General features: G+C 63.0%; 15 protein-coding genes. 10 read left to right on the forward strand and 5 right to left on the reverse strand.

Features of this window, described 5'->3' with window-relative positions; genetic code table 11:
• On the forward strand, positions 1 to 369 hold the full coding sequence (locus NYP07_RS07730; protein WP_268149111.1) for a hypothetical protein: 369 nt from the start codon (positions 1 to 3) through the stop codon (positions 367 to 369).
• Positions 370 to 625: 256 nt separating this feature from the next.
• Here NYP07_RS07730 and NYP07_RS07735 read toward each other — a convergent pair whose 3' ends face one another.
• Positions 626 to 778, reverse strand: a complete 153-nt coding sequence (locus tag NYP07_RS07735; protein ID WP_268149113.1) for a hypothetical protein — start codon at positions 776 to 778, stop codon at positions 626 to 628.
• Between the two features lie 43 nt (positions 779 to 821).
• On the opposite strand from NYP07_RS07735, the gene NYP07_RS07740 reads away from it, so the two are divergent.
• Positions 822 to 1,112, forward strand: coding sequence for a helix-turn-helix domain-containing protein (locus NYP07_RS07740; RefSeq protein ID WP_268149452.1), 291 nt, complete (start codon positions 822 to 824; stop codon positions 1,110 to 1,112).
• Here the strand turns inward: NYP07_RS07740 and NYP07_RS07745 are convergent.
• Positions 1,027 to 1,353, reverse strand: a complete 327-nt coding sequence (locus tag NYP07_RS07745) for a hypothetical protein (protein WP_268149460.1) — start codon at positions 1,351 to 1,353, stop codon at positions 1,027 to 1,029. The two genes, NYP07_RS07740 and NYP07_RS07745, sit on opposite strands and share 86 nt — an antisense overlap.
• On the opposite strand from NYP07_RS07745, the gene NYP07_RS07750 reads away from it, so the two are divergent.
• The 4 genes from NYP07_RS07750 (at position 1,250) to NYP07_RS07765 (ending at position 8,668) form a co-directional block, all read left to right on the forward strand.
• A complete protein-coding gene (locus NYP07_RS07750; protein ID WP_378990636.1) occupies positions 1,250 to 1,999 on the forward strand; it encodes a hypothetical protein in 750 nt (249 codons plus the stop codon). The genes NYP07_RS07745 and NYP07_RS07750 overlap by 104 nt on opposite strands.
• Before the next feature lie 224 nt (positions 2,000 to 2,223).
• Positions 2,224 to 3,195 carry a tyrosine-type recombinase/integrase gene (locus tag NYP07_RS07755; protein WP_268149114.1) on the forward strand — a complete coding sequence of 324 codons (972 nt, stop codon included), beginning with the start codon at positions 2,224 to 2,226 and terminating at the stop codon, positions 3,193 to 3,195.
• A gap of 44 nt (positions 3,196 to 3,239) precedes the next feature.
• Positions 3,240 to 7,190 (forward strand): NACHT domain-containing protein, encoded by a 3,951-nt coding sequence (locus NYP07_RS07760; RefSeq protein WP_268149118.1) that lies wholly within the window; start codon positions 3,240 to 3,242, stop codon positions 7,188 to 7,190.
• 155 nt (positions 7,191 to 7,345) lie between these two features.
• Positions 7,346 to 8,668: a hypothetical protein gene (locus NYP07_RS07765; protein ID WP_268149120.1), complete on the forward strand. Its 1,323-nt coding sequence runs from the start codon at positions 7,346 to 7,348 to the stop codon at positions 8,666 to 8,668.
• A 338-nt stretch (positions 8,669 to 9,006) separates the two neighbouring features.
• Here the strand turns inward: NYP07_RS07765 and NYP07_RS07770 are convergent, their stop codons facing one another.
• Positions 9,007 to 9,411: a hypothetical protein gene (locus NYP07_RS07770; protein ID WP_268149122.1), complete on the reverse strand. Its 405-nt coding sequence runs from the start codon at positions 9,409 to 9,411 to the stop codon at positions 9,007 to 9,009.
• Between the two features lie 63 nt (positions 9,412 to 9,474).
• Positions 9,475 to 10,134 (reverse strand): hypothetical protein, encoded by a 660-nt coding sequence (locus NYP07_RS07775; protein ID WP_268149124.1) that lies wholly within the window; start codon positions 10,132 to 10,134, stop codon positions 9,475 to 9,477.
• A 123-nt stretch (positions 10,135 to 10,257) separates the two neighbouring features.
• Here NYP07_RS07775 and NYP07_RS07780 point away from each other — a divergent pair, with 123 nt between their 5' ends.
• Positions 10,258 to 10,548 carry a helix-turn-helix domain-containing protein gene (locus tag NYP07_RS07780; RefSeq protein ID WP_268149126.1) on the forward strand — a complete coding sequence of 97 codons (291 nt, stop codon included), beginning with the start codon at positions 10,258 to 10,260 and terminating at the stop codon, positions 10,546 to 10,548.
• Positions 10,532 to 11,830 carry a hypothetical protein gene (locus NYP07_RS07785; RefSeq protein WP_268149128.1) on the forward strand — a complete coding sequence of 433 codons (1,299 nt, stop codon included), beginning with the start codon at positions 10,532 to 10,534 and terminating at the stop codon, positions 11,828 to 11,830. The genes NYP07_RS07780 and NYP07_RS07785 overlap by 17 nt, the downstream gene beginning before the upstream one ends.
• Before the next feature lie 11 nt (positions 11,831 to 11,841).
• On the opposite strand, the gene NYP07_RS07790 is transcribed toward NYP07_RS07785, so the two are convergent.
• Entirely contained in the window at positions 11,842 to 12,684 is an 843-nt protein-coding gene (locus NYP07_RS07790) for a class I SAM-dependent methyltransferase (protein ID WP_268149131.1), read from the reverse strand.
• Positions 12,685 to 13,091: 407 nt separating this feature from the next.
• Between NYP07_RS07790 and NYP07_RS07795 the strand changes: the two genes are divergently transcribed.
• Positions 13,092 to 13,496: a hypothetical protein gene (locus NYP07_RS07795; RefSeq protein WP_268149133.1), complete on the forward strand. Its 405-nt coding sequence runs from the start codon at positions 13,092 to 13,094 to the stop codon at positions 13,494 to 13,496.
• Between the two features lie 236 nt (positions 13,497 to 13,732).
• Positions 13,733 to 14,032 (forward strand): hypothetical protein, encoded by a 300-nt coding sequence (locus NYP07_RS07800; protein WP_268149135.1) that lies wholly within the window; start codon positions 13,733 to 13,735, stop codon positions 14,030 to 14,032.
• Positions 14,033 to 14,136: the final 104 nt, after the last annotated feature.

The following is a 14,136-nucleotide window of genomic DNA, read 5'->3' on the forward strand; positions in this document are numbered from 1 at the left end:
ATGATCTTCTTCGCGAATGAGCGTGATGCACCGCCTGTCGAAGAACAGGCGACAGTTGAGGCTCTGTCGTGGCGCCTCTTTCTGGCATCCACAGGAGCTCTTCACTTGATGACATACCGCGACGGGCAAACCGTTCGGGTCACGTCGCCCGTCAGCGCCGTGGACCGAAAGCGCCGTACTGTGACCACCTCGTCGGGCCGCGTTTACAACCTCCGTGCTGCGCCCGAAGAGGATCGCATGGCCGTCGCGCTGCTGCGCGCCAACGCCATCCGAGTAGGACTCCTGGGGGCCATTGACGTGAGCGACGACGCCTGGACAGAGCTTCTAGGCCATGCCGTCGGTCGTTCGCTGTTCCGCAGCAGGCCGTGACTTCAGTAGCTACTTTCTCGTGTAGTAGCTACTTCACCGCCGCGCAGGCCGCTTGGCAAGGCCCGCCCTCCTGAGGGCCACACCGCCCAGTAACGGTTCTTGCCTGAACGGCTGATGCGAACTCCAGGCTAGGTTCACCGCCTGACTGATCGAGCCAGCACTCCGATTCGACGAGGAACGGACACCCGCCATGGCCGCTGAGTCTGCGGCCTCTCACCGCAGGCACGAACGTACACTCAATCGCACTCACACCAATTCATACATTGTAGCTGATGGATGGACCCATGCCACAGGCGGCCAAAACGCCTCCCAACCAGCGGCGCAGATCGCCGAGCACGGCGTCGGGAGATGAATTCCCTTTCCGAATATTGCTGACCGTCGCGTAGCGTGTCGCCTGAAAGGTTCTCATGGGTAAGACTCTCCACAGCCGACACAACACCATCTTCCTGGACATGCTCAGGGGCCTGCGCGAGCGGAAGCGGTTGCGGCAGACCGACCTTGCCGTCCTGCTCGGCAAGAGTCAGGCAACGGTTAGCAAGGTCGAGCGAGGCGAGCGGCGCCTGGACGTCATTCAGTTGAGGGATTGGATCGCTGCGCTGGACATCAGCTTCTTGAGATTTGTTCGTACGCTGGACGCAGAGCTTCGCACCCACGGCATCACGGATCCGCGCATACGCCAAAGAACTCGTCGACGCCAACTTCGAGCCGGCGCAACTCGACGGCGGCCACGGTGCGATGAGTAGCCAATCCGTCGATGACACTGAGCTGACTCGGCTGGGCGCCTCCGTCTTCACGGTAGAAAGTGACCCGTGCGCTGCTGGCTGCATTCAGAGCGCCGGGATCCACTTCACCACTGGAGGCGACCGCAGCACAATGCCATATGAGCTTTGCGTTCCACCGGATGAGGGCGCGGGCAGTGGCCTGTGGAGCCTTCCTCGTGCTCTCGATGACCGCAACGGCGCAGGATTCCTTGGAGATCGCCACGCTCGACAATTCGGCGATGGGCCCCTTAGCGATTTCGGTATTGCGCCAGGCCTACGGCAAGCTGGGCGTCGACCTCAAGACCAGAGTTTTGCCGTTGCGCCGCGGCGTCCAGATGGCAGACCGAGGCGAAATCGACGGCGACCTCCTCCACAGCCTGCCTTCGTTGAAGGAGTGGGACAACCTGATTGTCGTCAGGGTGCCGCTCGCGCGCGCCGTGTTCGTCGCTTATATGGTCGGCGACACCTGTCCTCTCGCCATCGCTCGTTCCGAACTCGCGACGGCGCGCGTCGCCTATATGCGCGGTACTCGAGCTGTTGAAGATGTTGTCCCGACTCAAGCCCTGCTTGCCACCACCAACAATCTTGACGCACTGCGGCATGTCCAGCGAGGAATCGCGCAGTACGCCGTGATTGGACAGTTGGAAGGTGACGCGCTGGTGGCCAAGCATCAGTGGCGACATCTCTGCAAGGTCTCCGAGCCAGTTGCGTCGGCTGATTTGTTCCACTCGCTGAACAAGCGCCATGGGCAACTTGCTGAACGCCTCGAACTGGTACTCCAAGAGATGTCCGACTCCGGCGAGATACGCCGCATCTGGTCACGTGAGATTCAACGCGTGCGAGCCGGCTTGCAGCAAGCGGGGGAGTGAAGATCAGATGTCCTCAGTGAGCAGGCATCGGGCGCCACTCGATTGAGGCAGAAGCCCATGTACTGTAATTTAGTACAGTACATGCGGTGTGCGGTTCGGCCTAGCCGCGATGAGAGGCCCGAACCTTGCAAACCGCTACGGGCCGGGCGACTCAGGCCTTTGGTTCTGGAACTGCATCAGACGCCCTGCGTACGCAGGAGCACCATCAGACAGAATTCCGATCTATGCCCGCGAAGGTCGAAGACTATGTGCTCGCCGCTGACCGTGAGAACACGGTTCGCAGCTATGCCAGCGCCCTCAAAAACTTCGAGGAGGTCTGGAAGGGCCTGCTGCCCAGCACGAGCGACACCGTAGCCCGCTACCTGGCCGAGCACGCGACCACCTACCGACTCAGCACGTTACGGCTACACATCGCCGCACTGTCCCGCTGGCATGCGGACAACGGCTTTCCCGACCCAACCCGCGCGCCGCTCGTCCACAAGGTGCTCCGCGGCATCCGTGCAAAGCATGCAACTGCTCAGCGTCGGGCGCGCCCGCTGCAGCTGGATGTCCTTGAAGATGTCTCCACCCGGTTGCTGGCTGCCCAGGAAGCAACGCGTGAGCAAGGGAACCGCACCAAGGAGCTGCGCTTGAGCCGGGACCGCGCGCTGGTGCTGCTCGGCTTCTGGCGAGCCTTTCGGTCCGACGAGCTTGCCAGCATGCGGATCTCGGAAGTGCACGCCGTGCGGGGTCAAGGACTGACTTGCCGGCCAGGTCGTACCAAGACGACCGACGAGGACGAAGACCGGAGCTTTTACTGCCCTGCCCTTTCGAGGCTGTGCCCGGTCGACGCCTACATCGATTGGATCGAGCTCAGTGGCCGCACGTCCGGGCCGGTGTTCCCCGGCATCGACCGCTGGGGCAACATCTCCGACGCTCACATGGCCAGCCCGGCGATCCTCCCGTTACTTCGTCGCATCCTCGCTGAGGCCGGGACTGCCGAGGCCGCCACCTATTCGAGCCATTCCCTGCGGCGAGGTTTTGCGGGCTGGGCCAGCGCCAATGGATGGGAGTTGAAGGAGCTGATGGAGCACGTAGGGTGGCGCGACGCCAGTTCGGCGCTGCGCTACATCGACGTGCCTCGTGACGCCGTGAAGGCGAAGTTCGAGCGCGGCCTTGCCAACAGCAGCCCAGGGCCTGCCGGCACGCAGGACTAACAGCTCCCAGAAAACCATCGCACCCACAGAGCTTTCTGCAGCAGATGCCGCAACTGACCCTCCCTCGAAAGCTCTGGCATGAGTCCACTGATGGGGCGGTGACCGTTGAGCAAGCCGCTTTGCCTTCCCGAACAGACTCGTTCGTCGTTCTTGGCGAGGCAGGCATGGGCAAGACCGAGCTGCTCAGCTGGCTGGGACAGCAGCCGGGCCACGTCTACTGCACCGCACGAAAGCTGAACAACACCCGGCTGGATTCGGCTCGATTGCTTGGCGACGCCACGACGGTGGTCATCGATGCCCTCGACGAGCTCAGCGTCCAGGGAGACGGTGACGCCGTCGACCTCGTCCTTCAGCGGCTCGGTGACTTGGGATACCCACGGTTCGTGCTGTCGTGCCGCGTGGCGGACTGGCGCAACGCAACCGCCGTTGCCGCGATCCATGAGGTCTACGCAGAGCCCGAACTGTCGGTGATGCACCTGTGCGCCTTCGACGATGACGAGGTCCTTGCCATCTTGACCGGCAAGCTCGGCACCGAAGCCGCCGCGGTCGCTGTCGTCGAGCACTTCGAAGGCGTCGGACTGGGCGGGCTCCTGGCCAACCCTCAAACGCTGGAGATGATTGCCAGCGTCGCCAAGGCGGGGCCTCTTCCGAACACCAAGGAGGCCCTCTTCCGGCGCGCCGCGGATGTGCTGCGCCTTGAACACCGCAAAGAAAAGATCGAACGCCAGCCGAGCCTGGAGGCAGCGTTGGATGCCGCCGGCGCTGCATTCGCGGCCTTGATCCTGACCGGCGGCGACGCTGTGACGGTGGCCACGGCCAACTCGGAGGATGGAGAAATCGCGTTTGCGGAAGCGGCGGCGCTCCCCATGGCCTCGGAGCTGCGGGCGGTCTTGGGCACCCGGCTTTTTGCCACGGTCGGCGCGGCGAGTCGTTTCAGCTACTGCCACCGGCGCATCGGGGAATATCTCGGCGCACGGTGGCTGGCGAAGCAATGCTCCACGGTGCTGAAGCGCAAGCGCTTGCTGGCCCTTTTCCACTCGCATGACGTCGTACCGTCGTCGCTTCGAGGCCTTCACGCCTGGCTGGCCACCCATCACGGTGACCTCGCCGCTGATGTCATCGGCAAAGATCCCATGGGCGTCATCGAGTACGGCGACGCTGATTCCCTGGATCGAGCCCAGGCCGGTCTGCTGCTGGATGCGTTGGAAAAGGCAGCCCTGGAAGACCCCAACTTCCTCAAAGGGCCTTGGCAACGTTTCACGATGTCCGGCGTGGCGCAGCCGTTCCATCTCGATCGGGTGCTTGGCCTGGTCAGCCAGAGGAGCGCGCCGCTGCGGTTGCGCATGCTGCTGCTCGGCGCCGTCCGGGGCTCTGCTATTGCCGATCCGCTGTTCGATGCCTGCATGCACATGGCACTCGACCCGCAGGAGGCGTTCTCCGTCCGATCTCGCGCCTGCGACGTGCTGATCGACTCCTCGCGCACGAACCTCCCTGATCTTGTTCAAGCGCTGCGAAGTGCCGGAGATGACGGCGTGCGGCTGGCTCTGGACGTCGTCGAGGAAAAGGGCTTCGGGCCGTTCAGTGATGCAGACATCGCGCAATTGGTCGTCAGCCACGCACAGCGCAACGACAGGACCATCGGCTTGTTTTCGAAGATGGTCCGGATCGCGCCCGACGCACGCGTCGGCGGCATCCTAGATGAACTTGCCAAGCTGCTGGCACCTCCGAGCAGCCGGTTTGAGCGAGCTGGGAATCACGAGCTGACCGATCTTGCGTACGGCCTCATCGCCAGGCGGCTTTCGTGGCAGCCGGTTGAGGCGCTTGATTTGTGGAAGTGGCTCAAGCCCTTCCACACCGACACGTACTACGGCGGTTCAACACGGGCAAAGGTGCATGAATTCATCAAGAACCGCCCTGACCTGCGCCGCCCCATCCAGCGCCTTGTGCTGCTCGAAGAGCCAGGTCCGAAGACGATCTACCAGCGAGGGTGGCGCCTCGAAAGCCGCTCCAGCGGCTACGGCTACAGCGACGAAGACATCGTGGCTCTTTTGGAGACCTTGGACCCGACAAACCGGTCCGACAAGCGCTGGCGCGATCTGCTGACGCTGGTGCGCCACTCCGACACCGCGGGCAAGGGCCCGCGTGACGCGGCCAAACGCTTCGTGCAGAACCGGCCTGACATGCAGGCTTGGATCGACCGGTTGGCTGAACCCCGGACGCCTGAATGGGAGATCAAGCAAGAGCAAGAGAAGCGCAGGCGCGCCGCAAAACAGGCCGTTCAATGGCAGCAGCACCGAGCAACTTTCGGCAAAAAGCTGACCGCCATCGCAAGCGGTCAACTCCAACCCATGATCGACCTTTCGAGCGCCTACCTCGACAAGTTCCATGATCTGAATCATGACGCGACGCCAGTCGAGCGCCTCACCCAGTGGCTGGGCCCCCAAATCACCGCGGCCGCTTTGCAGGGATTTGAGGCGTTCCTTCACAACGGTGCCGCCCTCAGTCCGGCCACCATGGCCGCCAGCCACGTCGAGTCGAAGCGCTGGCAAACGGGCGCCATCATCGTCGCGGCCATCGCCGAGCGGCTGCGCACCGGACGCGGGTTCGATGGGATCAGCGATGAGAGGATTGCCGCTTGCTTCCTGGAATTGCGGGACACGCGAATCGACGACCACGCCAAGCTGCCGACGCTGCAAGACGCCGTCGAAGCCGAGGCGAAGTCACGAGGTCTCGTCGCGCCGACGTTGGCGATATGGATCCGCCCGCAGCTGGAGGCACGGCGCAGCTACGTGTCTGAACTCCACGCCATGGTCTGGGACGACCTGTCCGACCAGCAGGCGGCTGATCAGTCCCTTCAGTGGCTGCAAGAGATACCTGACATGGCCGGGGAGCCCGAGGCCACGCTCATCGACCGTCTCATCGCATCCCGAAGGTTCACAGCGCTGATCTCGCTAGCCGAAGCGCGGCTGAAACAGCAGTTGAGCGATGAGCGTCGACGGAACTGGCAGGCCGTGCAGTTCGTCGCCAACTTTGATCCGTACCAGTCCCAGCTGTCAGGCTGGGCCAAAGCGGACGCCGAACTGATCATGGCCATTCGCAGCCGATCTGCCAGCAGCCGAAACCGCCGGTTCAGCGTTGCGCTTTCGCCCGCTCAGCTCACGTGGCTGCTCGCCACCTTCCGGGGTGTCTTCCCCTATGGGCGTAAGGTGTCCGGGAGCGACAGCAGCGACGACACCCGCGCGCCGGCGTCCGAATTCCTGTCCGACGTGGCGGACCGGTTGGCAGAGATGACATCTGACGACGCGATAGCCGGATTGACCGCCCTTCGCAACGCGCCCGAGGACAGCCACACGGAATACCTCAAGGTCCTGGCGGCAGAGCAGCGGAGGAAGGCCACTGAAGAGCGGTACCGCCCACCCACGCTCGCCAGCGTGGGCGCCATCATGCACGCCCAGCCGCCGTCGACGGTGGCAGACCTTCAATCGACGGTGCTCTGTCTTCTGGATGAAGTGCAAGCGCGGGTCCGTTCGGACCCGGCCGATTCATGGCGGGGTTTCTACGGTCCGACGGGTCCGCACGACGAAGAAGTCTGTCGCGACTACTTGTTGGTCATGCTGGGACCCCGGCCCGAGTCTATTCAAATGCTGCCGGAGGGGCACCTGGCGAACGACAAGCGTGCCGACATCATCGGGATCCTTGCCGGAATGCGGCTTCCGGTCGAGATCAAGGGCCAGTGGCATGCCGACGTCTGGACCGCCGCCGACTCCCAGCTCGACAGGCTCTACACCGCTGACTACGCGGCGGAGCGCCGCGGCATATACCTGGTCCTCTGGTTCGGCCGTCAGGTCCCGAAATCCAAGTTGCCGAGATCATCGGGACGCGGCAAGAGAGCCCCCACCAGCCCCGAAGAGCTCCGTACGAAGCTCATCGCGTCCAGTCGAGCTGCACAGGAAGGACGCGTGGCCGTCGTCGTGCTGGACCTCGAGCGCAAGTAGACGATCCCCCGCTTGCTGCCAATTGGCCAGGCCGCAAGGACGCAGCCCTGATCCCAGGTCTCGACCCTCAGCAGTTTGAAGGTTGTAGACCCCACTTATGCGTAGCAAGCTTTGTCGCTAACCTATCTACGACAAGACCATCCAGGGGAGCCATCATGCCTTCACGCTTCGACGTGTTCATCGCCGGGGGATTCCCCACGCATACCTACGTCCATCGTCGGTTCACCGACCCGGTGTCAAAGCGCATGCGGGACCCCGAGAACGAGATCACCGAGGCCTTCAACAGGCCCGGCATGATCGTCCAGGTGTCGGGCCCCTCCAAGTCGGGCAAGACCGTTGCCTTGCACCGCATGATCCCCGAGGCCCAGTTCGTGAAGGTGCCCGGGTCCTCGCTATACAGCGAGGAGTCGTTGTGGCGGATCGTTTCCGCAAAGCTGGAAGTTCGGGTAGACCGAAAGGCCACCACCCAGACGACGATGGAAAAAGGCACCGAGGTCGAAGGAGAAGTCGGTCTTGAACTCGGTGTCGTGAGCCTGGGCGGCAAGATCGGCGGCTCCGGAAAGACCTCCCAAGAGCGATCGTTTGAGCACGCCATCGAAGACGACCTGTTCGGTGCGGCGACCGACGAGTTGCTGCGCAAGGGGCGGTTCTTGTTCATCGACGACTTCCACACCATCCCTTCGACCATGAAGCGGTATGTGGCGGCTCAGCTCAAGGCCGCGGCGGAAAAGAACGTCAAGATCGTGCTGGCCGAGGTGCCGCACATGGCCGACGACCCCATCGCCAACCTGCCTGACCTGTCCGGCCGCATCGAGCGCATCGAGTTCAGCTACTGGTCCGCCGAGGACCTGGTATCGATTGCCATGAAGGGGTTCGAGAAGCTAAACGTGATCATCAACGAGTCCGCGTTGCTGGCGATTGCAGACGAGTCAGCCGGCAGTCCCCAGCTCATGCAGCGTCTTTGCCTGGATTTGTGCAAGGAGCTGGAGATCAGCGAGGCTCGACCCGCGCCTGAGCGCTTCCAGGTTCGGTTGGACCAGCTCAATGCGGTGTTCGGCACGACGATACGGTCCGTGGATTACAGCGCCAGCATTTACCTGCTGGAGAACACGCCCAAGCCGGCAGCACCCAGGGTCTTCCGCGCCAAGGGCGAGGGAACCCTGACGATGAACGAGCTGGCCGTTGCCACCCTGTCGTTGAGCCCGCCCAAGATCAACATCCCCTTCGTGGCTCAACGCGACTCCCTTGAGGAGCGCGCCGCGCGGCTCGTTGCGGACGACAAAGGACCAGACCGTGAGCTGCTGGCAGAGACATTCAGCCAGATGACTGAGGTCGCCCAGAACAAGTCCTTCAAGATTCCCACGCTGGACTTCAAGCCCCATCGCGGCGTGACCATCCTGGACCCGTATTTCTTGTACTCGTTGCGGTGGAGCGGCCGGTACTACGACTTGCGGATGATCGTCGACCAGAGCCGGTGAAACGATAGTTAGGTCACACCTGCGCCAGCTGCGAACGCACTTATGTAACAGCGGCTTCACCTTCCCCACGGGTCCGCCTATGCTGGGTCTGACCCGGGAGGCTTCATGACACCCAGTCCGTTGCTGCAAGCGAACCGTCGCGTCTTGTCTGCACAGCGCATCTACAGCGCGGCCCTGGCACGAGTCCGCCCTGGTGACGCCGCCTCGATGTCACGCCTCAGCAAGGCCTCCTTTGTCCTGGGCTTGGCACATGAGCGCTATGTGCAACTCGCCAAACGAAGATCGCTGCCGGCCTGAGACGCACGCTACCACTCCCCTACCCTTTCGTCTGGGCGGCATCAAACCGCATCTGACGACGGAGCCGCGCCGAGCACGAACTTCCATGCATCAGACCGCTGCAGCGCTTGGTTGAAAACGTCGATCTGGGCCGGAATGTGGAGGCCGGTCTCGGCCACCTTGAGCGCGCACTCCATCTCGATCATCAGGATCACGATCTGACGCATGAAGGTGTCGATCTCGGCACGGGCGTCGACCCGCATCCACAGCTCGCCACAACCGTCGTCACTGGTGATCAGGTCGATCCGGTTTCCCCCAGGTCCTCCGTAAACCCGAAAGTCCTTGAACATTTCCGACGGTTGGCCGTAATGCTCGGCCAGCAGTTTCTCCGCCCGACGGCGGAGCGGTGGCGGCAGCGAGGTGCTGCCGTCAAAGACTGCCAAAACATCGAACTGCCAGGCGGCCATGGGCATGCTCCCAATGCCAGAGCGTGCATTGTGGTCTTGCCTGACGGCCCAGCGCCTGCTTTGTTAGGGATAAGCCTCCGTCAACGCGACGGTCGCTCCGGTCGCCTTGATCCCATTGACGATGTCGTTGATCGTCCGCGGAATGAACTGGCTCGAGTCACCAGTGACAGTCCGCGCCAGCGTGGCGCCCAGGGTCGCCGCGCTGAACGCTCCTGACGCCTTGGTGAAGGTCGAATAGATGTTGACCGAGTACCCGCCCTCGTAGGGCATCACGCAGGCAAAAAACGTCGTTCCCTCGCCGTACTTGGACATGGACGTGTCGCGGCCGTTGGCCGTCATGATCGCGCCTTCACAGGTGGGCACCTGCAGGGACTGGCCGGAAGCTGCGGCAAGCGCGGCGAGACCGGTGCCCTTGAGCGGCGACGCCAGCTGAAACCTTGGTGCCCGTTGAGGCAGCGGCGATGGCGGGATGCCGTTGTTGATCTGCACCGCGCTCATATTCTTTTGCAGGCCCACTTTGACCGCTTCCACAAGGCGTGCAGGCGCCACGTCCGGGGCCTTCACGTCATAGATTGCATAGGCTTGGCTCGTCTCCCGCGTGGGCGTGGTGCTTGCGCATCCCGCTAGGCCTGAGCCCACCAGAAAAAGCCCTGCAGCGCTGGCGAGCGCTTGCAAAACTCGAGCAGACACCGATGACGTAGAAGCGTGATGTGGAACGGTCATGGATCCTCCTTGATGTATGACCTGACGAAAACATCCGAACGGGAACATCGGCCAAAACAGCGCGCGCCGAAATGTACGAATTAGTGTGTGTATGAATGAGTGTACTTTCTGGAAAGTGCGCGCGTGTCCACACGTGCAATTGCTCCCCAGAAGGCTTTCGGCTCCCGCATCAAGGAGCTGCGTCTGCTTGCCGGCATGACCCAGGAAGACCTGGCCGAGCGCTGTGGGCTGTTCCGGACCTACATGAGCCGCATCGAGACGGGCCAGGCCAACCCGACGCTGACGATGATTCACGCGCTGGCAACCAGCCTTGCCGTGACACCGGGCTCCCTTTTTGATCCAGCGGGCGATCCGCCGGAGGAAGCGGTGCCGGCGCCGCGCAAGCCCCGCCCCTCCCGTGGCCGCGTTCGCTAAGCGTCAGTCATCAACCCGAGCGGATCGGGTACCGAACGAAGACCGCGTCCGCTACCTCTTTGCCGTCCTGAGGGTGGTGGCGGACATCCAGCCGCATGAAATCGGTGCCGGCCTCGAACAACATGCAATTGATCGCGGACCTGGGTGGAAGCGGCAGTTCAAGGCGCGCCTCGACGAATACGAGCAGCTGCACAGGCTGAACCTGGACCAGAAGAGCCATCTCATGCGACGCATGCGCATGTGCGAGGAGTCTCCCAACCTGATGCGAGCTGGCTTGCTGCTGGCGGCTTGGTCCTTGGTGCTGGCGACTCTATGCAACCTGAGCTGGCTTCTCGCCCCGCAGCCAGTGCTCTATCTCGTGACCCTGGGACTGACTGGCTTGCTCGGCTACGCGACCGCGGCGACCTTGAGCATCTTTGATCACGAGGTCTCGACGGCCGCCCGCTGGCAGCGGCGGGTGCTCTGCTCAACAGCAGGCGCTTTTGCCGTCGCTGTTTCCATGCTGGTGCCCGATTCGGCCATGCTGATCACCCAGTCCGCTTCCAAGCGCTCGTTCCAGCTCGAGCGCGAAGCCTATGCCGCTGATCCACGAGGTTTCGAAGCGATCCGGAAGCTTGCAAGCGACACCTTTGGCGTCAACGTGGTCCTCGGTGGCGTCGATCAGAGCTGGTCTCTGACCAGTGTGCGCGTGCCAGAGGCTTCGGTTGCGTCGATGGGGCTGGGGTCAGGCTTTTGTACCCTCAACTTTTCACCGAACCGAATTCACGCCGGTTTCGGGGGCGGCTCCGGTGTGGATCCAGCTTTGTGGGTCCGGGGCGTTGCTATCCATGAGCTTGGCCATTGCGTCGACACGTGGCGCGACCTGGCTCTCGCGGCCAGCCGCAAAGTCGCCACGCATTCCATTGCGCCGGTCCAAGCGACCAAGGTGTCCGACATCAACGGCTACTTGGCCGCCACTGAAGAGCCGGCAACACAGCAATGGCGCGAGGTGTTCTCCGACATTTTTCTCGTTGGCTACTGGCGACTGAGCGCGCCTGACCAGGCGCCCGCGTTGATCGATGCGCTGGTGGCTCATCGAGATGCCAATGCGCAAAACGATCGCGTCCACTACACCACCTGCTGGGTCAATCTTGCAAGGCGGTCGCCCCTACCCGACGACCTTAAAGGCCTGCTGGCCTGGACCGACAGCCTGCGTGACGATGCTTCCTGCCAGCTGACTGCTAAACCGGCCCACCGGGCCGGCATCAAGGCTCGCCTGAGAGATCTCCTCGGTCTGGATTGACGCGACGGCCGTCAAACCTCGCCCACCACCAAGGTGAAGGTCTGCAGGAAGTGGAAGTCCGGGCGCCGCAGCGCAAACTCCGGATGCTGAGGATCGCAAAGTCGGGATAGTTCTTCGTAGTCGGCTGGCGCGAGATAGGGCTTCAACCGTGCTCCCCACGTCTTCTGGAAGATGGCCTCGAGCAGGTAGTCCTCGTCCTCGGGACGCAACGGCAACACGCGCTCGATCACAAAGGTGCGCGCCGTGACGCGGGAAAGGCCGGCCGATCGAAGAAGGCCCACGATGGCCCGAATGTCCGCCAGGTCGCGTTCTTCGAGGCTATAGCGATCCCGGTAGTAGCGCCGCACTGCTTCGTTCGTCAGCCGCTCCAGCCGCGAATCCCAGGCGAAGACCATGTCCGGCAGGAAGGCGCTCTGCGCGAATGCGATGCGCCCACCTGGTCGAAGTAGGCCCGACACCGCCTTCACGGCCTCCAGGCGGTCTCGGAAGTGGTTGAAGGTGTTGGATGACCAGATGACGTCGAAGCTCGCGGCGGCCAGTGGTGCACGCTGCAGGTCACCCTGGATGACTAGGGAGCCTTCGGGCGCCTTCGTGCGTGCCGCGGTCACGTGTGCTGTCGACAGGTCGATGCCGACGACCGTGCCTCCAGGTTGCACCGCTGCAGACAGCCAGCCGAGCGCCTCGCCCGTGCCACACCCCGCATCGAGGACGCGCATGCCGGGCTCAAGAGCCAGACTCGCGATCGCCAGGCGGATCTCCGGCGCGGCGAACGCGTTGAAGAGCGTCAACTTGCGCGCGTAGTCGCGCGCCGAGGTGTCGCCTAGAAGCCCTGGAGCAGCGGTCGCGGCGTTCATTCCAGGGCGTGGTCCAACGCCCGCCTCGCGATACGCGAAGCATGTTCGTTCTCGATGACGGTCTCACACACCTGCACTCTTCCTTTGAACGGGTGGCAACAAGGTTAGCGGCAACTCGGCGACTTGCCGATGTCGAGCGGTGGCGCACGCGGGCAGCTTTTAAGCTGAGCAGATTGAGGATCGGCGTATCCCGGACGGTTCGTGTTCGGGGCCAATCTCCTGGAGTTTCTGCAAGGAGGGGTCTCGGACGCGACCGGGCCGCAGCGAATTGTCGATCGCGCGCTCTGCAATGGGGCTTGACCTTCCCACTATGGGAAGGTCTACAGTGGAAGAACTGGCGCTTCAGGCTTGGCCTGGCAGGCTGAAAACGTAAGGAAAAGCCGGTAGCCACGACCTAATCTATGACTATGAGACCGTCCCGCAATCACCGCATCCTGACCGCGCTCATCGCGCTGTTCAGCATGCTGTTCATGCAGGCGGCCGTGGCGTCATATTCCTGTCCGGACCTTCAAAGCGAGGGCGCTCCCGACAGTTGGGTTGCTAACCAGGCATCGGCTTCGAAGATGCCTGGCTGCGATCAGCCGGACGCTGCCAGCCCCAGTCTTTGCCACGCGCATTGCCTTGACGGCAAGTCGTCGCTGGACAAGCCAGAAGTGCCGACTGTCACACCGGCTGTCGCCATCGTCTCGACCATCCTTCTCCCGCTGCAACCCCTTCTCGCCTTGCCACTACCGGCGTCCGAGCAGGCGTCGTTCCTGCAGCGCACCACGGCGCCGCCCATCGCGATTCGGCACTGCTGCTTCCGACTTTGATCCCTTGCCGCAGCGCGCGCTGAGCTGACTCCGTTGGCCAGCCGCGCAGATACGCGCGCTGGGTCACGTCATCCCCACTACGCCAACACACGGCGAGCGTCTGCGCACGTTCGTACTGAGGCGAGCTGGGCCGCGCGAACTCACCGTTTCATCAGTTCTACGCCGGTCGCTGAGCGACACCGGTTCATCAATGCGCGTGCTGGCAGTCCACCCGCCAGCCCATGAAGGAGTTCATCATGAAGAAGTTACTCATCATCCTCATCGGCTCATTCACCCTCTCAGCCGCTGCACCAGCGCTGGCAGGCCCTGATTGGCAGATCATCGAGAAGGCTCGGAAGGACAAGCAGGCCGCTGTCCAACCTGCCCAACATGCCAGTTCCTTGCCCCCATCAGGTGCACAAGGCGAATGTCGTGTGGACCCGCTGGTGCTGCAACTCGACCACGGACCACGGGCGGATACGAGCCCCTACATCAATCAATTGCGCAGAGAGCGCCACGAAGCACAGTTGAAGGCCTGCGCGTCAAAGACCAAGTGAGCAGGCGGTGGCCTCAGGCATAGCCACCGCTCCTAGGCGACGGCGGCTGCGGCCTTGCGGCCAAAAGTCACGCCAAGGCGGCGGGGAACTCCCTAGCTAGACAG

The organism is Pelomonas aquatica, from assembly GCF_026712205.1.
Classification (GTDB): domain Bacteria; phylum Pseudomonadota; class Gammaproteobacteria; order Burkholderiales; family Burkholderiaceae_C; genus Pelomonas; species Pelomonas aquatica.